Source organism: Microvirga thermotolerans (assembly GCF_009363855.1).
In the GTDB taxonomy this organism is placed as follows: domain Bacteria; phylum Pseudomonadota; class Alphaproteobacteria; order Rhizobiales; family Beijerinckiaceae; genus Microvirga; species Microvirga thermotolerans.
Map to the genome: position 1 here is coordinate 1768160 of NZ_CP045423.1, position 21282 is coordinate 1789441.

Below are 21282 nucleotides of genomic sequence, written 5' to 3' on the forward strand. Positions count from 1 at the left end.
GCGGCCCTCCGGGTCGCTGGCGCGGCCCTCCGGGTCCGTCCGACACTGCGGCCAATCAAGAGCTTCTGAGCGGAGTGCGATTCCATCGAAGCGCAATCCGCTCCAGAGCATCGAGCGCAAAAAAGGGAACCGTTTTGCGCGGAACGAGGCTCGAAATCGAAAGCCTGGAGCACCGGACGTCAGTTCGAATTCTCGTCCGATGCACAGGCGGATAGGGTAGGGCGCCCGGATCGCCCGTTGCCGGGCCCCGTCGGCTTCATTTTTTTCCGTAGGCGGCGAAGAACACCCGCAGCGCGTTCTCGACGTTGCGGCGGATCTCCTCGTCCGTCGGGCGGCTGCCGACGGCGAACAGCAGGCGGCGCATGACGCCCGATTGGCAAAGGTCGAGGAAATGCTGGGCGGCAACCCCGGTGTCCTCAATGTCCAGGCGGCCGGCGGCGACCTGGCTGTCGAGATAGCCCTTGAGGCGGGCAATGCCCTGGCAGGGGCCTGCTTCGTAAAACGCGTGGCCGAGCTGCGGCAGCTTGTTGGCCGCGCCGATCACCATGCGCACCGAGGAGATGTGCTCGGGGTCGCCCATGCGGTTGAGATAGCTCGTGCCCAGCCGGGCCAGGACGCCGCGCACGTCGGGATCGTCTGCGTCGAGCCGGAAGAGTACCTCGGCCAGGCAGCGTTTCTCCTCGACGGTCAGGGCCTCGAAAAGCGCTTCCTTGCTGTTGAAGTAGACATAGAGAGTCCCTTTCGAGACCCCTGCCGCCTTCGCGATCTCCCCCATGCTCGCGCCGTCGAACCCCTGCGCGAGAAAGACCTGTCGGGCTCCTTCCAGGATCTGCCGGCGCTTGGCGTTGTCCGTGCCGTCCTCGGAAGCGGCGGGCGCCGGCGCGAAACTCGCGTTGCTCATGTGCGTTTTGTCACCTCCCGACAGGTTCTTCTCCATTGACCGAACCGTTCAGTCAAACCATATAAGGATCCCGCAGACGGATTCCAGTGTGCGCAGTGCCGCGGTTCGAGCCCACGTGGCCGGCATGCGAAGGTTGGCAAGACATGGCATATCGCGACGACGATACCCGATCCAAGGGCGAAGGTCCCTCTCCACAGGCGGACAGAGCTCCGCGGCCTGCGCCTGAGGCGGAGGGGGCAGCCGCCGTTCCGCAGGGAACGGGGGCGCCGGAGGGCAAGTCGCAGTCCCGGAAGAAGGCCAGGTTCGGCAAGAAGCCGGTTCTCCTCGCTGTTCTCCTCGCGGGCCTCGGGTTCGGCGGCTATGAGGGATATCATTGGTGGACTGTCGGCCGGTTCACGGTCTCGACGGACGACGCCTATGTCCAGGCCGACATCACGATCCTGTCCGCCAAGGTCTCCGGCTACGTGTCCTCCGTTGCGGTTTCCAACAACCAGAGCGTCAAGGCCGGCGACCTGATCGCCAAGATCGACGACGGCGACTACCGGCTCGCCCTGCAGGCGGCCAAGGACAAGCTCGCCACCCAGCAGAGCGCCGTCGCGCGCATCGGCCAGCAGATCGAGGCCGCCAGGGCTTCCGTCGCCCAGGCGGAGGCGCAGGTGGCCGCCGCCAAGGCGGAAGCCGAGCGCGCCGCCGGGGATTTCGCGCGCCAGCAGCAGCTCGCCCAGTCCAACTATGCCAGCAAGGCCACCTTCGAGAACGCCAAGGCCGAGCGCGACCGTGCCGATGCCAACGTGAAAAGCGCTCAGGCGGCGCTCGCCCTGGCGCAGGCCAACGTTGACGTGCTCGCCGCCCAGCGGGCCGAGGCCCAGCGGGCCGTCGCGGAGCAGCAGACGGCCGTGGAGAAGGCCGAGCGCGACATTTCCTTCACCGAGATCCGCGCCCCGGTCGACGGGGTGATCGGCAACAAGGCCGTGGAGGTCGGGACCTTCGTGCAGCCAGGGGCGCGGCTTGCCGCGATCGTGCCGCTCGACAGCGTGCACGTGGACGCGAACTTCAAGGAGACCCAGCTCGCCGCGCTCAGGCCCGGCCAGAAGGTCCATCTGACTGTCGACGCCTACCCGGAGGCGGACATCGTGGGCACGGTCGAGAGCGTCGCTCCCGCGTCCGGCGCGGTGTTCAGCCTGCTGCCGCCGGAGAACGCGACCGGCAACTTCACCAAGATCGTCCAGCGCGTCCCCGTCCGCATCGAGGTGTCCGAGGAAGCCGCCCGCACGGGCATGCTGCGACCCGGCCTCTCGGTCGTCGTGAGCGTGAACACCCGCGAGCAGGCGGAGCCCCGGCAGACGACGCAGGCCGCCCGGCGCTGACGGTCCGAGGCACGCCAACCAGTCAGGACGCACCATGGCCGCTTCCGCCGCCATAGCCGAAGGGACCCCGGTCTCCCGGCCCGCAGCACCCGCGAAGCCGGCGCCCGTCGGCGCGCGCCGGACCTTCGCGTTCATCTGCATGGTGTTCGGCATGTTCATGGCGATCCTGGACATCCAGATCGTCTCCGCTTCGCTGGCCGAGATCCAGGCCGGGCTCTCGGCCTCCGCCGACGAGATTTCCTGGGTGCAGACGAGCTACCTGATCGCGGAGGTCATCATGATCCCGCTGTCGGGCACCCTGTCGCGCGTGCTCTCCACCCGGTGGATGTTCGTGATCTCGGCCGGCGGCTTCACCTTCATGAGCTTCATGTGCGCCATGTCGTCCTCGATCAACGAGATGATCCTCTGGCGCGCCCTCCAGGGCTTCATCGGCGGCGGCATGATCCCGACCGTCTTCGCCTCGGCCTTCACGATCTTCCCGCCCGAGAAGCGTCCCGTGATCTCGCCGATCATCGGGCTCGTGGCGACGCTCGCGCCCACCGTGGGGCCGACCATCGGGGGCTACCTGACCGACCTGTTCTCCTGGCACTGGCTGTTCCTGGTCAACATCGTGCCCGGCATCTTCGTCACGGTCTCCACCTACCTCCTCGTGGACTTCGACGAGCCGAACCTGGACCTGTTCAAGACCTTCGATTGGACAGGGCTCGCCTTCATGGCGGCCTTCCTGGGCTCGCTGGAATACGTGCTGGAAGAGGGACCCAACAACGACTGGTTCCAGGACGAGGCGGTGGCGGTGCTGGCGGCAGTCTGCGCCGTCGGCGCAATCGGGTTCTTCTACCGGGCGCTCACGGCGAAGCAGCCCATCGTGGACCTGCGCGCCTTCAAGGACCGCAACTTCCTGGCGGGCTCCTCCTTCAGCTTCGTCCTGGGGATCGGCCTCTACGGCCTCACCTATCTCTACCCCCTCTATCTCGGGCGGGTGAGGGGCTACTCGTCCCTGCAGATCGGCGAGACGATGTTCGTTTCCGGCGCCAGCATGTTCCTGATGGCTCCCGTCGCGGGGCGCCTGTCGCGCTCGCTCGACCCGCGGGTCATGATGGCCATGGGTTTCGGTTCCTTCGCCCTGGGCACCTGGCTCATCACGGGCCTGACCAAGGACTGGGACTTCTGGGAGCTGTTCCTGCCACAGGTCCTGCGCGGCGTGGGGTTGATGATCTGCATGGTGCCAATCAACAACATCGCCCTTGGAACCCTGCCGCCCGAGCGGATCAAGAACGCCTCCGGTCTCTACAACCTGACCCGCAACCTCGGCGGCGCGATGGGCCTCGCCATCATCAACACGGTTCTCAACAACCGGCTCGACCTCCATCTCCAGCGCCTCCACGAGAGCGTGAACTGGGCGCGCGCGACGGCGGTCGAGACCCTCGACGCCATGACCCGGACCTATCAGGGCCTCGGCTCGGACGCGGGGGCGGCGGCGCTCAAGACCATGACCCGCCTGGTGAGGCAGCAGGCGACGGTCATGTCCTTCGCCGACGTGTTCTACCTCCTTACCTTCCTCTTCCTGGCGCTCATCGTCGCTCTGCCCTTCGTCAAGAAGCCGAGCGCCGCTGCCTCCGGCGGCGGGGGGCACTAATCCCGAAGGATATCGACCGGCCGCCGCCGCTCCGGCGGCTTGATCCGCCTCCGCGAGATTCCCATCTCATGAGAGATGGCCGGGCTCCCGGGGAAGCCCGGCCGAACGGGCGCCGGCGCGCCCCGGCGCTCTCGGGTCCATGTTGCTCGACGGAGGATATGGCGATGAGAAGCTTCGATTTTTCCCCTCTCTACCGCTCCACGGTCGGCTTCGACCGCCTCTTCGACATGCTCGACCAGACCAGGGCCGAGGCAGCGCCCGGCTGGCCGCCCTACAATGTGGAGAAGTGCGGCGAGGACCGCTACCGCATCACCATGGCCGTGGCGGGCTTTTCTCCCGACGAGATCGAGATCGTCCAGCAGGAGAACGCCCTGAACGTCACCGGACACAAGCCCCCGGAGGACGGGGACGTTCAGTATCTGCACCGGGGCATCGCCACGCGCAGCTTCAAGCAGACGTTCAACCTGGCCGACTACGTTACGGTAACTGGGGCGAACCTCGACAACGGCCTGCTGACCATCGACCTGGTCCGCGAGATTCCCGAGGAGATCAAGCCCCGCCGCATCGAGATCGCGAGCGACGGCCACAGGACGGTCGAGCACGGGAAGGCAGCCTAGGCCGGTCGAGTCGCCCGGACCCGTCGCGGGAGAGCTTCGGACCGAAACATGGAAGGAGGATGCCATGAACATGCGCGATCTGATCCCCTGGGGCCGTCACCAACTCGGCTCGGGCCGGTCCCGGGAAGAAGGGGACCCCTTCATGACCCTGCACAGGGAGATGAACCGCCTCTTCGACGACGTCTTCCGCACCTTCGACATGAGCCCGTTCGGCGGCGGCATGGGAGGCATGGGCCGAATGGCGGGCTGGCCGAGCCTCGAGGTCGTCGAGACGGACAAGGACGTCCGCGTCTCGGCGGAACTCCCCGGCCTCGAGGACAAGGACGTCGAGGTGCTCATGAACGACGGCGTCCTGACGATCCGCGGCGAGCGGAAATCCGAGGTCGAGGACAAGGACCGGTCGTTCAGCGAGCGCTATTACGGCCGGTTCGAACGCCGAATCCCGATCCCCTGGGAGGTGGAGGCCGACAAGGTCGAGGCCTCGTTCCGGAACGGACTGCTGACCGTGACCATGCCCAAGTCGGCCCAGGCCGCCTCGCACGTCAAGCGAATCCCGATCAACGCCGCGGAGGCGACGAAGCACTGACCTGAGGTCAAAGCGGCGGGGCCCGTCCCCGCCGCACCGTGAGCCGGACGATGCGGTCCCGCCCACCGGCGAGGCCTCCGCCGGGGGCCTCTGGCCGCCTTGGGACGAGGGGGTTCATCCTGTTGTTTTCGCCGCACTTTCATCCTAGTTTGCGCGCTCCGTTCCAACTCTGACCCATGCCGGATACGCGACCAAATTGCCCGTTCCCCTCAAGTCCGCTTCCATCGGCGCCGTGCGCCGTTCGTTTGCGCCCTGGTCCGACCCTCATGCCGTCCCGCTGATCCGGGTCGAGAACGTCACCAAGCGGTTCGGCGAGGCGATCGCCGTCGACCACCTCTCCCTGGACATCTTCGAAGGTGAGTTCTTCTGCCTGCTCGGCCCGTCCGGCTGCGGCAAGACCACCCTCATGCGCATGATCGCGGGCTTCGAGGAGCCGAGCGAAGGACGCATCGCGCTGGCGGGCAAGAGCCTCGCGGGCGTGCCGCCCTACCGGCGGCCGGTGAACATGATGTTCCAGTCCTACGCGCTCTTCCCGCACATGAGCGTGGAGAAGAACATCGCCTTCGGCCTGAAGCAGGACGGCCTGCCGAAAGGGGAGATCGCCGCGCGCGTCGGCGAGATGCTCCGCCTCGTGCAGCTCGAGAAGCTCGCCAGGCGCTATCCGGCGCAGCTCTCCGGCGGGCAGCGCCAGCGCGTCGCCCTGGCGCGGGCGCTCGCCAAGCGCCCCAAGGTGCTCCTGCTCGACGAGCCCCTCGGCGCCCTCGACAAGAAACTGCGCGAGGAGACCCAGTTCGAGCTCATGGACATCCAGCACGAGCTCGGCATGACCTTCATCGTCGTGACGCACGACCAGGAGGAGGCCATGACCATGGCCGACCGGATCGCGGTCATGGACCACGGCCGCATCGTGCAGGTCGCGACCCCCGGCGAGATCTACGAGCAGCCCAAGACCCGCTTCATCGCCGAGTTCGTCGGCGACGTGAACATTCTCGAAGGGCACGTCCTCGGGCAGGAACAGGGCCTGTGGCGCGTGCGCTCCTCCGCTGCCGCCGAGCCCCTCACCATCGACGACCCGGACGAGGTTCTCCACCAGGACCAGGCGGTGGCGATCGCGGTCAGGCCGGAGAAGATGGCCATACAGCGGGACAGGCCGGAGGCGGGCTCCCAGAACGTGCTCGGCGGAGAGGTCTGGGACATCGGCTATCTCGGCGACTGGACCGTGTACCGGGTCAAGCTCGATTCGGGCGCCATCATCCGCGTGACCCGGGCGAACCGCTCCCGCTACGTGGAGAATCCCATCGACTGGGACGAGCGCGTCTATGTCACCTTCGCGCCGGATGCGGCGGTGATTCTGGCGGAATAGCCATGATCGTGCGGTCCTTTCCGAAGAAGCTGGCCTCCGCCCTGGTGCCGGCCGTGCCCTATCTCTGGCTCGGCCTGCTCTTCCTCGTGCCGTTCCTGATCGTCCTGAAGATCAGCCTGTCCGATCCGGCGGTGGCGCAGCCGCCCTACAAGCCGGTCTTCGACTGGAGCGATATCCTCGGCTTCTTCGGCCAGCTGGATCTCGAGAACTTCGAGACGCTCACGGGCGACGATCTCTACCTGAGGGCGACCCTGTCGTCGGTGCGCATCGCCGCGGTCTCGACGGCGCTGCTGCTCGTCGTCGGATTCCCCATCGCCTACGCCATGGCCCGCGCGCCGGAGCGCCACCGGCCGCTCCTCGTGGCCATGGTGATCCTTCCGTTCTGGACGAGCTTCCTGATCCGCATCTACGCCTGGATTGCCATCCTCAAGCCGGAGGGGCTCCTCAACCAGGTCCTGATGAGCATGGGTCTGGTCGCTGAGCCGCTGACCGTCCTCAACACGGAGACCGCCGTCTTCATCGGCATCGTCTATGCCTATCTGCCGTTCATGGTGCTGCCGCTCTACGCGACTCTCGAGAAGATGGACGACACCCTGATCGAGGCCGCGCAGGATCTCGGCTGCCCGCCCTGGCGCGCCTTCTGGACGATCACCGTGCCGCTCGCCATGCCCGGCGTCATCGCGGGTTCGCTCCTGTGCTTCATACCGGCAGTCGGCGAGTTCGTGATCCCGGACCTCCTCGGCGGCTCCGAAACCCTGATGATCGGCAAGCAGCTCTGGAGCGAGTTCTTCTCCAACCGGGACTGGCCGCTCGCCTCGGCGGTCGCCATCCTCCTCCTCATCATCCTGGTGGTGCCCATCGTGATCTATCGCGACGTGGAAGCGCGCCGGCTGGAGACCCGGCCATGACGCGCCGCCTGAGCGTCTTCAACGTCACGGCGCTGGTTCTCGGCTTCGCCTTCCTGTACCTGCCGATCCTGCTGCTGGTGGTCTTCTCGTTCAACGCGTCCCGGCTCGTCACCGTCTGGGGCGGGTTCTCGACCCAGTGGTACGTGGCGCTGTTCCGGAACGAGGCGCTCATGGAGGCCGCCTGGGTGACGCTGCGGATCGCGCTCCTGTCCGCCGCGCTTTCCACCGTGCTCGGGACGCTCGCCGCCCTGGCCCTGACCCGCTACGGCCGCTTCCCGGGGCGGACGCTGTTCACGGGCATGGTCTATGCGCCCATGGTGATGCCCGAGGTGATCACCGGCCTGTCCCTGCTGCTGTTCTTCGTGGCGATCGGGCTCGACAGGGGCTTCCTGACGATCACCCTGGCGCATACGACGCTCACCATGTGCTTCGTCACGGTGGTGGTCCAGGCGCGGCTCATGACCTTCGACCGTTCCCTGGAGGAGGCGGCCATGGACCTCGGGGCGCCGCCGCTGCGCACCTTCTTCTCGGTGACCCTGCCGCTGATCTCCCCTTCGATCGTCGCCGGCTTCCTGCTCGCCTTCACCCTGTCGATGGACGATCTCGTGATCGCGAGCTTCAACGCGGGTCCGGGGGCGACGACGCTGCCCATCAAGATCTACAGCCAGGTACGCCTCGGCCTGTCGCCGGAGGTGAATGCGGCCTCGGCCATTCTGATCGGCATCGTGGCGGTGGGCGTCGTCACGGCGACGCTGCTCAGCAAGCGCTCGGCCCTGCGCTCCCGACGCAGCGCTCACTGAGCGGTCGCGAAGGGGGCGCTTTCCACGCCGAGGAGGGGGCGCGCCGCGCCGGAGCGCTCGATCAGGGAGCGCGCGTCGGGCGTGATCGCGATGTCGTCCCACCCGCCCGACACGTCGAAGACGATGGCGGGCGCGAGGGGCGGGCTTGGCGTGAGCGGCGAAACCTCGACCTTCATGCTGATGCCGCGTTCGGGCAGGGAGACCTTACCGTGCAGGCTGGTAGAGAGGGTGGGGGTGCTGATGCGGCTGTCCACGATCTCGCCGATCCCGCCGCTGATCGCCAGCTGCGCCTGCACCTGGTCGAAGGGGGTGCGACCCCCTTTCCAGGAAAGGGAGGCGGAGAGGGGCCGCTTCTCGACGCGCTTCACGGCGTCGTTGAGGGCGATGCCGACGAGCTCCCCTTCCTTCACCGTCACCGTCGAGCGTCCCTGGGCCTGGCGGACCACTTCCGCCGGAGTGGCGCCGGCGCCCTCCAGAGCGAACTGGCCCTGCGCGCTTCCCGTGATCCAGCGCGGCTGGCCGATCTCCGACAGGAAGCTGGCGATGTTCACCCCGTCGAACAGGCCCTGGCTCTTCACGTCCACGCCCTTCTCGAAAGCGATGAGGGCAAGGCGGCCCTTGAGGGTGCCTTCGTGGAAATCGGCGCGGCCGAGGGAGGCCTCGATCCGGCCCGGCCGGACCAGGATGCTGGCGGCCATGTCCCCGAGATGCAGGCGCCCGAGCTGCGCCTTCATGGCCGACAGGCGCAGGTCCAGATCGTTCCCGGTGACCTGGGTGAGATTGATCGCCTCCTCGCTCCAGGAACCCGACCCGGCGCGCGCCTGGGCGAGGGGCTGGACGAAGTCGGACAGGTTCAGCCGTTCCGCCGCAAGGGTCCCCGCGATGACCGGACGTTCCGCGTCGAGGCGGACGGCCAGCGTGCCTTCGAGGGTGTCGGAGCCGAGCGTGACCGTCACCGAGGGCCAGGAGATGCGGCGGCGGTTGACGGACAGGTCGCCTTCGATGGCGACGGCCTGCATCAGCGAACCGAAGGGCAGGCCGATCCCGCTCCAGCGCAGGAAGTCGCGCATGGAGGCCGCGCTCAGGAGGCTCTGGCCGGTGAAGCGCGGGTCGTCGCCGATCTGGGCCTCGCCCTGGATGGAAAGGCGCCCCGCCGGGACCGAGAGGGTCAGGGCGAGCGGGCTCAGCTGATCGGAAGCGAGGCGGACCGGGTCGAAGGAGGCGCGGTCCACCGCGACCCTCTCGCCGCGCCACACGGCGGATCCGACCGCATGCAGGGGCTCTCCGACCCCGTTCCAGTTGACCAGGAGGTTCAGGTCGGACAGGCCGGACGCAGGAAGGTCGGTCCAGCGGATGGAGGAGGCGGCGACGATCAGGCGCCGGGCGTGGGTCTCGCCCATCCGGTCCCTGAAGAGCCGGGCCCAGTCGATCCCGCGCAGCGCCGCCGCCGCGGCCGTGATCCGGGCGTCGTTCAGGGCGATCTCCGACAGCTCGATTCGCCCCATGAACAGGGGGAGGATGCGCAGTTCGCCGCGCAGGGTCGCCCCCTCTGCCTTAAGGGAATGCTTCGGATAGGAGAGGGTGACCTCCTCGAACTTCACCCGCGGCGTCGGCAGGAGTGCGAAGGTGCTGCGGCCGGATACCGCAACGGAAAGGCCGTACCGTCCCTGGAGATGCTCGGTCACGGCAGCCGCGAGCCCGCCCGGGCTGAGGGTCCAGGGGGCGGACGCCGCGCCCAGAAGGGCGAGCGTGGCCAAGGCGATGAAAAGGACGAGGCGGCGGGACATGAACTGTGATCGGGGCCTTTGGCTCCGCCCTGGGCAGGGCCCGGGCGGGATGGTGGCGGCGGCGCATCCGCTGCCGGCGATATCCTTACCTCCATACGAAGGGATTGTCTAAATTGAGGCCAGGTTGCAGGGTGTCGCACAACCGCCCCCGGGCGGAGTGAAGCGGAACAGACCCGAGAGGGTTCGCAAGAGGGTTTGCAAGAGGGTTTGATGGACAAGGTTTACAAGGATGCGCGCTCGGCCATCGCCGAGCTCGTCAAGGATGGCATGACCATCATGGCAGGGGGATTCGGCCTTTGCGGCATTCCCGAGGCCCTGATCGAGGCGATCCGGGAATCGGGCGCGAAGGACCTCACCTTCGTCTCCAACAATGCCGGCGTGGACGGGGTCGGCCTGGGCCGCCTCCTCGAGACGCGCCAGATCCGGAAGATGATCTCGTCCTATGTGGGCGAGAACAAGCTGTTCGCGCAGCAGTACCTGTCCGGGGAGCTTGAGCTGGAGTTCAACCCGCAGGGGACGCTCGCCGAGCGCATCCGCGCAGGCGGGGCGGGCATCCCGGCCTTCTACACCAAGACCGGCGTCGGCACCCTGATCGCCGAGGGCAAGGAGGTCCGCGAGTTCGACGGCGAGAAGTACGTGATGGAGCGCGGCATCTTCGCCGACCTGGCCGTCGTCCATGCCTGGAAGGGCGACACGGAGGGCAACCTCGTCTACCGCAAGACGGCGCGTAACTTTAACCCGATGATGGCGACGGCCGCGCGGATCACCGTCGCGGAGGTCGAGCACCTCGTCGAGGCGGGGGAGATCGACCCCGACTGCATCCACACGCCGGGCATCTACGTGCAGCGAATCGTGCACGTGCCCAACCCGGTCAAGCACATCGAGCAGAGGACGACCCGCAAGCGCCTCGAGGGCGCGGTTCCGGCGGGCGCAGGGGAGGAAGTCTGATGGCCTGGACACGCGAACAGATGGCGGCGCGCGCGGCGAAGGAGCTGCGCGACGGGTTCTACGTCAACCTCGGCATCGGCATTCCGACGCTCGTGTCGAACTTCATCCCGAAGGGGATGCGGGTGCAGCTTCAGTCCGAGAACGGGATGCTCGGCATGGGTCCCTTCCCCTACGAGGGCGAGGAGGACGCCGACCTGATCAACGCCGGCAAGCAGACCATCACCGAACTGCCGACCACGAGCTACTTCTCCAGCGCCGATTCCTTCGCCATGATCCGCGGCGGGCACATCGACCTGTCGATCCTGGGCGCCATGCAGGTGGCAGAGAACGGCGACCTCGCCAACTGGATGATCCCCGGCAAGATGGTGAAGGGCATGGGCGGCGCCATGGACCTGGTGGCGGGCGTCAAGCGGGTCGTCGTGGTCATGGAGCACACCGCGAAGGGCAAGGACGGGTCGGAGGAGCCGAAGCTCCTGAAGGCCTGCACCCTGCCGCTCACCGGCGCGGGCGTGGTCGACATGGTGATCACCGATCTCGGCGTCTTCACCATCGACAAGAAGGGCGGCTCCGGCATGACCCTGATCGAACTCGCCGACGGCGTCTCGCTGGACGAGGTCAAGGCCAAGACCCAGGCGGACTTCAAGGTGGCGCTGCAGAACGCGCGCTCGAACGCCGCGTAGGGAAAATAGCCATGTCGTTCCGGGGCCGCGAAAGCGGTGCCCGGAATGACACGGTCTTCGGCGCCTGCGGGGCCGACTTTTCTGCGCCCGCCCGGAAGGACGGCATCGTGCCGCCTCGGGAGCCGGCCGAGCCGGCCTTTCCCGGCCCGGTTTCGGCGCTACGCACCAGCTGGATCACCGGCGCAAGCCCGACCAGGACGATGACGAGGGCGGCGAGGGAGCCGTCCTCGAAGGCCCCGCGGGACGCGTGGCCGTAGACGAGGGTGGCCAGCGTCTCCGTGTTGAGGGGGCGCAGCAGCAGCGTCGCCGACAATTCCTTGATGCAGTCCACGAAGACCAGCAGCGCGGCGCTCGCAAGGGCGGGCCGCAGGAGCGGGATCTGGATCTTCAGCACGAGTTCCCGCGGCCGGGCGCCGAGAATGCGGCCCGCATCCTCGATTCCCGTGGAGACCCGCTCCAGGCCCGCCGAGAGGGAGCCGGTGGCGATCGGCAGGAAGCGGATCAGGTACGCGATCACGATCCCGCCCGCGGAGCCCATCAGGACGAGGCCGATCCGCTCCCCCGTGAGAGCCCGCCAGAGGGAGCCGAGGCTTGTGTCCAGCGCAACGAGCGGCGTGAGCAGACCGAGGGCCAGGACCGTTCCCGGCACCGCGTAGCCGATGCCGGCGATCGCCAGCGCGGCCTTGGTCAGCCGCAGGCGCGCGAGTCGCGAGGCGGTGACGAGGACGATGCCGAAGGCGAGGGTGGCGATGGTGGCCGCGCCCGACAGGCCGACCGTCGTGAGAAGGTGGCCGACGAAAGCCTCGTCGATCTGCTCCGCCAGACCCCGGCGGAACACCTCGCGCAGGAGGAATGCGATGGGAAGCACGAAGCCCATGACCACCGGCAGGGCGCAGAACAGGGTCGCGAGCCAGCGCTGGCGGCCCGAAAGATCGACGGGCTGCGTCACCCGCGGACGGCGGGTGGAAAGCGCATAGCGCCGGTCGCGACGGCCGCGGCGCTCCATGACGATCAGCGCGAGGACGATGGCGAGCATCACGCAGGCGATCTGCGCGGCGCCCGCGAGGCTGCCGCGATTGAGCCAGGTGGTGAAGATGGACACCGTGAGGGTGCGCACACCCAGGTATTCGCTCGCGCCGATGTCGTTGAGAGATTCGAGGAGCGCGAGCGACAGGCCTACCGCAAGGGCCGGACGGGCGAGGGGAATGGCGATGGCGCGGAAGAGCGTGTAGCGGCTGGCCCCCAGGGTGCGCGCCACCTCGATCATGCTGGCGCTCTGCGTGAGGAACATCAGGCGGGCGGCGAGATAGACATAGGGATAAAGCACCGCCGACATCACGAAGACGCAGCCGTAGACGGAGCGGATCTCCGGGAACCAGTAATCGCCCCGGGACGACCAGCCCATGAGGCTGCGCAAGGCCATCTGCACCGGCCCCGCCGCGTCGAAGATCTCCACGTAGATATAGGCGGTGATGTAGGTCGGCACCGCGAGCGGCAGGGGCAGAAGGGCCGCGAGGATGCGGTGCCCCGGGAAGCGGTGAGCGGTGACGAGCCACGCGGCCCCGATCCCGACGATGCCGGTGAGAAGCGCGACGCCGCCGAGCAGGAGCCCCGTGTCGAGAAGGGCCGCAGGCAGGATGTCCGCGGTCACCTGCGCCCACAGGGTCGCCTCGCCCTGTGCGGCGATGCGCACCAGCGAAAAGAGCGGCGCGAGGACGAGCGCCGCGATGCAGGTCACCACCGCGACGGACCAGAGCGGCGCGCCGTTGAGGGCACGCCGCAGAGCGGTCGCGGAGAGGCGGTGGGACGCGGCAAGCGTGCTCATGGCGGCTCAGGAAACGGCGCGCCCGTGGCGGGCGCGCCATCGCTCTAGCGGTCGAAGCCGACCTTGTCGACGAGGGCGCTGGCCTTGGCGCGGTTCTTGGCCACCTCGGCGAGGCTCATTTCCTCCGCTTGCAGCGGTCCGAAGGACTTCACGAGCGGGTTGATCTCGATGCCGGGCCGGACGGGGTACTCGTAGTTCACGTCGGCGAAGACGCGCTGGGCTTCCGGGGAGGTCATGAACTCCATGAGCTTCAGGGCGTTCTCGCGGTTGGGCGCGTTCTTCATCATCGCGATGCCGGAAACGTTCACGTGCGTGCCGCCGCCCTTGAAGGTCGGCAGGATCACGTTGATCGCCTCGGCCCACTTCTTCTGGTCGGCATTGGTGCCGTTGGTCATGAGGCCGACATAGTAGGTGTTGCCCAGGCCGATGTCGCATACGCCGGCGAGGATGTCCTTCGCCACGTCGCGGTCGCCGCCCGAGGGCTTTTTGGCGAGATTCGCCTTCACGCCCTTCAGCCATTCCTCGGTCGCCGCCTCGCCGTGCTTCACGATCATCGCCGCGGTCAGGGCGATGTTGTACTGGTGCTGGAAGGAGCGGGTGCAGATCTTCCCCTTCCACTTGGGGTCGGCGAGGTCCTCGTAGTTGATCGCCTTGTCCTTCACCCGATCCTTGGAGGCGTAGATGGCGCGGGCGCGCATCGAGAGGGCGTACCAGCGCCCCTCGGGATCGCGCAACTGCGCGGGAATGGCGCCGTTCAGCACCTCCGACTTGACCGGCTGGGTGATTCCCAGATCGACCGCCTCCTGGATGCGGCCGATGTCGACGGTGATCAGCACGTCCGCGGGGCTGTTCTCCCCTTCCGCCTTGATGCGCTCCGCGAGCCCCTGCTCGGAGAAGATCGCGTTGACCTTGATGCCCGTCGCCTTGGTGAACTCGTCGAGGGTGGCCGAATACAGGCCGGGCTCGCGGTTCGTATAGACGTTGACGACGCCCTGGGCGGAGGCAGAGAGGGTGGAAGCCGCAAGAGTGCCGAGAACGGCTGCTCCCATCAGCAGATCCCGAACGCAATGTCTCGTCATCATGAAATCCTCGATAGCAGGTCGCGGGCAACAGGCCCGATCCGGCGCGGAGGAACCACGCCGGCGTCCCGAGGTCAACAAAAAAGTCTGAAATTTCAATGATTTATAGAAATTCTAAACTGGAGTCAGCTTACAACTTTTCTAAGCTGAGACGGGCGCCCTCGTCTCCGCCGGCCCCTTCGCTGCGCTCCGCAGGCGGGCGATCTCGTTCTCCATCCGCTCCATGTTGAGGAAGAGCCGCTCGGTGGTCAGGCGCAGGAAGTAGAAGCCGAACTCTGGGTTCTGGAAATAGAGCTGCCGGACCTCGTCGTAGGTGATGCTGAGGACCTCGCCCTTCTCCAGGCATTCGAGCGTCTGGGTGCGCCGGTTGTCCGGGGACAGGAAGCCCATTTCCCCGACCACGCGGCCCTGGGGCAGCTCGATGCCGAGCTCCCTGAGGCGATAGCGACCGGAGAGCGTGTAGAACATGCAATCGGCCCGGTCGCCCTTCGCGAACAGGATTTCTCCCGCCTCGACCGAACGCTGGCGCATGAAGGGCTTCAGCCAGTCCATGGAGAGGTCGCTCTGCGATGCGGCCTTCACCTTCTGGATGAGCCTGAGCATCTGGTAGAGGCGAAAGCCGTTCAAGGGGAGCAGGATCAGGTTGACCGTCATGCTCGGGTAAAGATGCATGAGGCTCGCATAGGTGAGGGAGACGACGTTGGTCGCGATCCCGATGCAGCGCAGCGGGATGATGGTGCGCATCGCGCTGCCCGTGATCGAAAGCGCCGCGCCCAGCCATCCGATCGCCTCGATCCACGTCATCCCTGCCCCCATCGCTGCATTTCCGTTGGGGCATATAACATTTCGGCGAAGAAGTCAGGCGATGTGCGATGTCGCACATTACGCAAGGGAAGGTGCGGGTGGCGAATGTCGCCGCTTCCCGACGCGAGGTCTGTGCGCAGCTTCGGTTCCGCTGGAAACCCGGCGCGTATCAGAAGCGGAAGCCTGCGCCGACCCCCCGTCCCGTCATGACGGGCTCCACGGTCGGCGAGGCGGGAGGCGGTGCATCGAGGCGGCTCGGCACGTCGATGGAGCGGCGCCGGGGAGCCGCGCTCGCCTGGCGCGAGGCCGGCATTGCCTTCTGGGCCGAGCCGGCGATCGAGGGCGGCGGAGGAACGGGCGTGCGCGGCAGGACGCCTTGCGGCGCGCTGGTGTTGCAGGCGGCAAGGATGCCGGAAAGCAGGAGAAGGGCAGGGAGCGACGCCGGGATCCGCATGTGCTGTTCCGTAATTGACGCAACGTCAGATGCGCTAACTAAGCCATTCCCCGCAAAAGTCGAGTCGGCCGTCCGCCTGCCTGGCGGAGGTCGCCGTGCATGAAAAAGGCCCGGCGGTAACCGCCGGGCCTGTCTGTCGCGGATGCGACGTCTCGGCTTAGTAGGTCGAGAACTTGTAGTTCAGGCCGGCGCGGACGACGCCGAACTCGGCGTTCTTCTTGTCGCCGTAGTACCCGAAGTAGTTGTTCTTCGTGTCGAGGTTCACGTACAGACCTTCGATCTTGGCGGTCAGGTTGTTCGTGAAGGCGTACTCGACGCCGCCGCCGACGGTCCAACCGGTGTTGGTGCCGTTGTCGGAGCCGTAGAAGTAGCCGAGGCCCGGGTAGTAGAACGAGCTCGCGCCGTTGGCGACGTCGCCGTAGGCGAAACCGCCGGTCACGTAGACGAGGGCGCGGTCGAAGGCCACACCGGCGCGGGCGCGGACGGTGCCGAACCAGTTGCCGTTGGAGCTGTCGCGGTAGTAGCCGCCCACGTAGAAGTTGCGGTTGCCGCCGCCGATGTCGGCGTACTGGATGTCCGTCTCGAGACCGAGGACGAACATGCCCATCTGGTAGTTGTAGCCAACCTGGGCGCCGCCGACGAAGCCGCCGTCGCTGCCGCCACCACCGTAGTAGCCGAGCACCGGATCATAGTAGCGGTTGTTGTCGTTGGTGTTCCAGCCGTAGCCGGCGTTCACGCCGACGTAGAAGCCGGTCCAGGTGAAGACCGGAACCGCAGCGATGACCGGCGCCGGAGCCGCGCGGGACGGCAGGTCGGCGGCCTGAGCGGCCGAGGCAGCGATCGCCAGAGCCGCCGTACCGGCGAGCAGGCCGAGGAGAGATGAACGCATGAGAGCTTCCTCTTGCTTGAGTTGAGAAGCCGCACATTACTTAGAGTCCTCGGTTTTGGGTATTGCTGTTTAGCAACACCACTAACAAAAACTAAAATGATACATTTGAACGCAATAGAGTTACAAGTTAACAATATTGAAACTATGAAATAGTATCAAGTTGACGCGACCCCTTCCTTGTGCACCAATTACTTTAGCGATTTTCCAGAAACCCTGGGAACTTGCCTTGAGGAGAGAACTTAGCCCTGTCGCAATTGCGGCAGGGCTTTTTCATTGAAACTCCGCGCGGCCGCTCTTGATTCCAGTGTCGGTCCGTGCCGCTTCGGCTCCGCCTCGACGCGCGACGAAACGGACTCATATGAGCGGCATGGACCGGGACGAGCCGAAGGAACGGGAGGATGCGATGCGCTGGGGGCAGGATGCGAAGCCGCGAACGGGAGCCGCAGCCGGGCGGACCCGCATGTCGTCTCCGGGGTTCGCCCGTTTCGCGGCCGTCCTCGCGCTCGTCGCGGCGGTGCCCGGCGTCGCCGAGGCCGGCTGCCAGGACTCGCCGGACCGCGGCGTCAACTGGTCCGGCTGCTCCAAGCCCCGCGTGATGCTCTCCGGCGACGACCTGACGGGTGCGGCCTTCAACGGCACGGCTCTCGCGGCAAGCGATTTCGCCAATGCGGTGCTCGCCGGCGCGAGCTTCGTGGGAGCGGAGGTGAGCCGGACGCGGTTCGACAGGGCGAATCTCGCGCAGGCGAACTTCGAGAAGGCCATGGGGTGGCGCACGAGCTTCGTCGGCGCGAACCTGCAGGGCGCGAGCTTCGTCCTGGCCGACATGAGCCGCTCGAGCTTCGCGAAAGCGCTGCTCATGGGGGCGAATCTGTCCAAGTCCGAGCTCAACAGGTCGGACTTCAACGGCGCCGACCTCTCGGGCGTCGATCTGTCGAAGGCGGAACTGGCGCGGGTCTCGTTCCGGAACGCGAAGCTGAAGGGCGCGAACATCAGCTACTCGAATCTGTCCCGGGCCGACCTGGGCACCGCCGACCTCTCCGGCGTCAATCTCACGCGCTCGTACCTTTACCTGACCCGGTTCGGCGCCGCCGATCTCTCCGGGGTCGTGGGCCTGACCCAGTTTCAGCTCGACATGGCCTGCGGCACGGCGCAGACGAAGCTCCCGGCCGGCCTCTCCCGTCCCGCAGGCTGGCCCTGCAGCGACGCGGAGGAGTGATGCGGGAGGGATCCGTCAGGCCTCGTCCAGGACCGGCCTCTGGAGCCGGTCCCTTTCGCGGCTCGCGGCGATCTTCGCGTCGACGACCCGCTCGATCGCAGCCGTGATCTCGCTCGCCAGGTCCGGATCCGCGAGAGCGGTCTTGAGGAGCCTGTAAAGGCTGCCGGCGGCGAACTCCGTCTCGCCCAGGGGAAAGGCGTGGGGGAGGTGAAGATCGGATGGCATGTCGCCGTCTCCGTGCATAAGCGGCGCCTCGTCCGGGAGCCCGCGCCGACGAACGATAAACCGGGGAGCGGGACTTCCCGATTTCCATAGATGGGTACTCCCGAACGGAAACGGGGAATCGGCCCTGCCGGAATCCGATATTCTCGATGGGCACGGCACCGATTCGCGGGGCCGGCCTCGCCCAGGCTCCATTCACGGCACGGACCATGTCCCGACACAGAACCGCCTCTCCGGGCCGCCCGCTTGTTCCGGCCGCATCGGCGCCGATCGTCGAGACGCAGCGGCTTCGCCTGCGCGGTCACCGGGCCGACGATTTCGACGCGAGCGTCGCCCTCTGGTCGGAGCCCGTCACCATCCGGTTCATCGGCCCCGGACGCCCCTTCACCCGGGAGGAGAACTGGGCCCGCCTCGTCCGCTATGTCGGCCACTGGTCCCTGCTCGGATACGGATACTGGGCGGTCGAGGATCGCGCGAGCGGCGCCTTCGTGGGCGAGGTGGGATTCGCCGACTTCAGGCGCGAAATCGAACCGTCCATCGACGGGATGCCCGAGATGGGCTGGGTCATGACGCCGGAGGTCCACGGCCGCGGCTACGCGACCGAGGCCGTCCGCGCGGCGCTCGCCTGGGGCGACGCGCATTTCGGGCTCGTCCCGACCGTCTGCCTCATCAGCCCCGAGAACCTGCCCTCGATCCGGGTGGCGGAGAAATGCGGCTTCCGCCCGTTCGAGCGCACGACGTACAAGGACAAGCCGACCGTGCTCTTCCGCCGCGAGCCGGGCGGCGTGTAGAGCGATGCCCGCGGAACGGGAACGGCCGGGCCGCGTTGCCCGAACGACGGAGAGGAGAACAGCGCGTGACCCAAGACATCGGCCATGCCGGCGTCCGCGACAACCCTGCAAGACGGCGCTTCGAGCTCGAGATCGACGGCCAGGTGGTCTTCGCCGATTACGACCGCAGCGGGACACGACTCGTCATCCGCCATGTGGAGGCGCCGCCGGCGCTGCGCGGCACGGGAGCCGCGGGCGCCCTGATGCGCGGCGTCGCCGAGATCGCCCGGTCGGAAGGGTGCACCATCGTGCCCCTCTGCAGCTATGCCGGCGCATGGCTTCGCCGGCACGCAGAGTATCACGACCTTCTCGCCTGAGCGCGCCTCATGCGCCCTCGCTGAGGCGGGGGACGAACCAGTCCCTCGCGAGCGCCACCACCTGCTCCAGCGTCCCCGGCTCTTCGAACAGATGGCCGGCGCCGGGCACGACCGCCATGCTCTTCTCGCAGGCGAGCGCACCGTAGGCCGTCCGGTTCAGGTCGATGACCGGGCCGTCTTCCCCGCCGACGATCAGCAGCGTCGGGGCGCGGACCCGGCCGAGAGCCGCGCCCGCCAGGTCGGGCCGCCCGCCGCGCGAGACGATGGCGGCTACGGGGTGGGGGGAGATGGTCTCCGCCACGAGCGCAGCCGCGGCGCCCGTGCTGGCACCGAAATAGCCGATGCGCCTGTCCCGCAAGGCCGTCCCGGTGCGGACCCAGTCCGTCGCCGCAGCCAGGCGCTGCGCGAGGAGGGGAATGTCGAACACGTTGTTCCTGTCCGCCGCCTCGTCCTCGCGAAGAAGATCGAAGAGCAGGGTGCCGAGGCCCGCCGCGTGCAGGCCCTCGGCGACGAAGCGGTTGCGCGGGCTCAGGCGGCTGCTGCCGCTGCCGTGGGCGAAGAGGACAAGGCCCGCACCCTCCCGGGGAGGGACCAGATTCCCCTTGAGCCCAAGCGGCCCGATCGTGACTTCCATGGCGGAGTGGCTCAAGTGGCTCATGGGACCCTCCTTGTCGAAGCGGCGAGGGGCGGGCCCCGCCGGCTCCATCGCACGGGTTTAGGGCGCTCATTGGCCCATTCCATCCTCATCGCAAGGCGGATCCCGCCTCAGGCGGCGGGGGGCCCTTCACAAGCTGGGAAGTATCGTGCAGCCTTCCGCCTCCCTCCCAAGTCATGACGCTTGGCGATCCGTTCTGCCGCGGCGACAATGAGTGTCGCTGCGGGTAGGCATGGGAGCGACGAATGGCTTCCTTCCCGCCGAAGGCCCGGCGCGGCTCCGCAGACGGGCCGCCTGCGGACAGCTTCGAAACCCTTCTGTCCCGCCACGAGGCGGCATTCGCCGGCGGCCGCAAGCCTGCGAGCGATCCCGATGCGGGCGCGGCCCAGGCGGCCAAGGAGATCGCCGCCCGAATCCAGGCGGCAGTTCTCGAGTCGGGCGTGATCGAGGAACCCGAGACAGGCGGAGCGCCGGAGGAGCCTCCCGCAGACGGGGATCTCGCCGCGCCGACTCTGTTCGACGAGGAGTTCCGGACGCGCATCATCGCCCATGTGCGCAAGGGCCTCGCGCAGGAGGCGGAAAACGGAACGGACACCGACCGTCGCCAGCTCGCCTGTTTCGAAGCCGCCGTCGCGGACGGATCCATCGTGGTGGAGCGCGCCGAGCGGGTCGAGGGGCTGGCCTATCGCGCGATGCGCTCCGTCCTTTACGGATCCGACGGCCGCGTCATCGACGACGGTTCCAGCGAGAGCTGGGATGACGACTTCGTCCTCGCCCAGATGGCTCAGGGGCGTGCCATCATCATCGGGACCGCCGAGGCCATCGGCGACGCCCTTCCGAGCCACTATTACGTGAGCTTCCCGAATCCCGATGTCCTCCTGACCTTCGACCAGCAGCTCTACCGGCTGGCGCGCGAGCAAGCCGAGGAGCCTTTGAGCGAGCGGAAGTCCCCGTCAGGGTTCTTCTAGGGAAAGTTCCGTTGCGTTAACCCTTTGTTAACCATATCGGGGCGAGCATGGTCTCGCCGGTCCGGGGTTCCGGTCCGGCAATCTTCCCGAAATGCAGGCGAGGCGCGGATGTACCGTCTCGTTCTGCATGGGAAGCCGCGTCGAAGCGTATTTTCCAGAACAGCGTCACATTGCCGTTTTCAGTCTCGTCCGAAGGCGAGGGCCGGGGCCCTCGCGGGGAGGGTTGTCGATGCTCATCCTCGATCCGATCTCCGGGGAGCTGGTTGAAATCAAGGAATTGCCGGGACAACAGCTTTAGAAGATGTCTTGGACAAGCCTTGGAAGGGCTTCGCGTGGGGGCAGGCGAAAGGTTCTTCCAGGCAATAAATCCTTGCGATGGGAAACTCCGCAAAGCGCCGGCATCGGCGCTTTTTCTTTTGACCTCTCTTGT

The 21282-nt window shown here is 67.2% G+C and carries 22 protein-coding genes; 13 read left to right on the forward strand and 9 right to left on the reverse strand.

Annotated elements, in window-relative coordinates; genetic code table 11:
- Positions 1-256: 256 nt before the first annotated feature.
- Positions 257-901 carry a TetR/AcrR family transcriptional regulator gene (locus GDR74_RS08245; RefSeq protein ID WP_152587700.1) on the reverse strand — a complete coding sequence of 215 codons (645 nt, stop codon included), beginning with the start codon at positions 899-901 and terminating at the stop codon, positions 257-259.
- Between the two features lie 143 nt (positions 902-1044).
- Between GDR74_RS08245 and GDR74_RS08250 the strand changes: the two genes are divergently transcribed.
- The 7 genes from GDR74_RS08250 to GDR74_RS08280 all read left to right on the forward strand — a co-directional run bounded on the left by GDR74_RS08250 (position 1045) and on the right by GDR74_RS08280 (position 8178).
- Positions 1045-2268, forward strand: a complete 1224-nt coding sequence (locus GDR74_RS08250) for an HlyD family secretion protein (RefSeq protein ID WP_152585859.1) — start codon at positions 1045-1047, stop codon at positions 2266-2268.
- 34 nt (positions 2269-2302) lie between these two features.
- Positions 2303-3904 carry a DHA2 family efflux MFS transporter permease subunit gene (locus tag GDR74_RS08255; protein ID WP_152585860.1) on the forward strand — a complete coding sequence of 534 codons (1602 nt, stop codon included), beginning with the start codon at positions 2303-2305 and terminating at the stop codon, positions 3902-3904.
- 164 nt (positions 3905-4068) lie between these two features.
- Positions 4069-4521: an Hsp20 family protein gene (locus GDR74_RS08260; RefSeq protein WP_152585861.1), complete on the forward strand. Its 453-nt coding sequence runs from the start codon at positions 4069-4071 to the stop codon at positions 4519-4521.
- 64 nt (positions 4522-4585) lie between these two features.
- Positions 4586-5107: an Hsp20/alpha crystallin family protein gene (locus tag GDR74_RS08265; protein ID WP_152585862.1), complete on the forward strand. Its 522-nt coding sequence runs from the start codon at positions 4586-4588 to the stop codon at positions 5105-5107.
- A gap of 196 nt (positions 5108-5303) precedes the next feature.
- Entirely contained in the window at positions 5304-6470 is a 1167-nt protein-coding gene (locus tag GDR74_RS08270) for an ABC transporter ATP-binding protein (protein ID WP_425486951.1), read from the forward strand.
- 2 nt (positions 6471-6472) lie between these two features.
- Complete coding sequence (locus GDR74_RS08275; protein WP_152585863.1) at positions 6473-7378, forward strand: ABC transporter permease; 906 nt, start codon at positions 6473-6475, stop codon at positions 7376-7378.
- Positions 7375-8178 (forward strand): ABC transporter permease, encoded by an 804-nt coding sequence (locus tag GDR74_RS08280; RefSeq protein ID WP_152585864.1) that lies wholly within the window; start codon positions 7375-7377, stop codon positions 8176-8178. Before GDR74_RS08275 ends, GDR74_RS08280 begins: the two co-directional genes overlap by 4 nt.
- On the opposite strand, the gene GDR74_RS08285 is transcribed toward GDR74_RS08280, so the two are convergent.
- Entirely contained in the window at positions 8172-9965 is a 1794-nt protein-coding gene (locus tag GDR74_RS08285) for an AsmA family protein (protein ID WP_152585865.1), read from the reverse strand. The genes GDR74_RS08280 and GDR74_RS08285 overlap by 7 nt on opposite strands.
- A 210-nt stretch (positions 9966-10175) precedes the next feature.
- On the opposite strand from GDR74_RS08285, the gene GDR74_RS08290 reads away from it, so the two are divergent.
- Together GDR74_RS08290 and GDR74_RS08295 are read left to right on the forward strand one after the other, a co-directional pair.
- Positions 10176-10913, forward strand: a complete 738-nt coding sequence (locus GDR74_RS08290; protein ID WP_152585866.1) for a CoA transferase subunit A — start codon at positions 10176-10178, stop codon at positions 10911-10913.
- A complete protein-coding gene (locus GDR74_RS08295; RefSeq protein WP_152585867.1) occupies positions 10913-11593 on the forward strand; it encodes a 3-oxoacid CoA-transferase subunit B in 681 nt (226 codons plus the stop codon). Before GDR74_RS08290 ends, GDR74_RS08295 begins: the two co-directional genes overlap by 1 nt.
- Here the strand turns inward: GDR74_RS08295 and GDR74_RS08300 are convergent.
- The 5 genes from GDR74_RS08300 to GDR74_RS08320 form a co-directional block, all read right to left on the reverse strand.
- Entirely contained in the window at positions 11553-13418 is a 1866-nt protein-coding gene (locus GDR74_RS08300; protein ID WP_152585868.1) for an ABC transporter permease, read from the reverse strand. The genes GDR74_RS08295 and GDR74_RS08300 overlap by 41 nt on opposite strands.
- Positions 13419-13462: 44 nt before the next feature.
- Positions 13463-14467 (reverse strand): Fe(3+) ABC transporter substrate-binding protein, encoded by a 1005-nt coding sequence (locus GDR74_RS08305; protein WP_246180025.1) that lies wholly within the window; start codon positions 14465-14467, stop codon positions 13463-13465.
- A gap of 171 nt (positions 14468-14638) precedes the next feature.
- The gene (locus GDR74_RS08310; protein WP_152585869.1) at positions 14639-15301 is read right to left on the reverse strand and encodes a Crp/Fnr family transcriptional regulator; all 663 of its coding nucleotides are present in this window, start codon (positions 15299-15301) and stop codon (positions 14639-14641) included.
- A gap of 169 nt (positions 15302-15470) precedes the next feature.
- Entirely contained in the window at positions 15471-15755 is a 285-nt protein-coding gene (locus GDR74_RS08315; RefSeq protein ID WP_152585870.1) for a hypothetical protein, read from the reverse strand.
- Between the two features lie 157 nt (positions 15756-15912).
- Complete coding sequence (locus tag GDR74_RS08320; RefSeq protein ID WP_152585871.1) at positions 15913-16644, reverse strand: outer membrane protein; 732 nt, start codon at positions 16642-16644, stop codon at positions 15913-15915.
- Between the two features lie 358 nt (positions 16645-17002).
- Between GDR74_RS08320 and GDR74_RS08325 the strand changes: the two genes are divergently transcribed.
- Positions 17003-17860, forward strand: coding sequence for a pentapeptide repeat-containing protein (locus GDR74_RS08325; protein WP_152585872.1), 858 nt, complete (start codon positions 17003-17005; stop codon positions 17858-17860).
- Positions 17861-17875: 15 nt separating this feature from the next.
- On the opposite strand, the gene GDR74_RS08330 is transcribed toward GDR74_RS08325, so the two are convergent.
- Positions 17876-18085, reverse strand: a complete 210-nt coding sequence (locus tag GDR74_RS08330; protein ID WP_152585873.1) for a hypothetical protein — start codon at positions 18083-18085, stop codon at positions 17876-17878.
- A gap of 206 nt (positions 18086-18291) precedes the next feature.
- On the opposite strand from GDR74_RS08330, the gene GDR74_RS08335 reads away from it, so the two are divergent.
- Complete coding sequence (locus tag GDR74_RS08335) at positions 18292-18873, forward strand: GNAT family N-acetyltransferase (protein WP_152585874.1); 582 nt, start codon at positions 18292-18294, stop codon at positions 18871-18873.
- Between the two features lie 65 nt (positions 18874-18938).
- Positions 18939-19229 (forward strand): GNAT family N-acetyltransferase, encoded by a 291-nt coding sequence (locus tag GDR74_RS08340; RefSeq protein WP_246180027.1) that lies wholly within the window; start codon positions 18939-18941, stop codon positions 19227-19229.
- A 7-nt stretch (positions 19230-19236) separates the two neighbouring features.
- On the opposite strand, the gene GDR74_RS08345 is transcribed toward GDR74_RS08340, so the two are convergent.
- Entirely contained in the window at positions 19237-19887 is a 651-nt protein-coding gene (locus GDR74_RS08345) for a dienelactone hydrolase family protein (protein ID WP_210251037.1), read from the reverse strand.
- 242 nt (positions 19888-20129) lie between these two features.
- On the opposite strand from GDR74_RS08345, the gene GDR74_RS08350 reads away from it, so the two are divergent.
- The gene (locus GDR74_RS08350) at positions 20130-20852 is read left to right on the forward strand and encodes a hypothetical protein (protein WP_152585876.1); all 723 of its coding nucleotides are present in this window, start codon (positions 20130-20132) and stop codon (positions 20850-20852) included.
- Positions 20853-21282 lie beyond the last annotated feature (430 nt).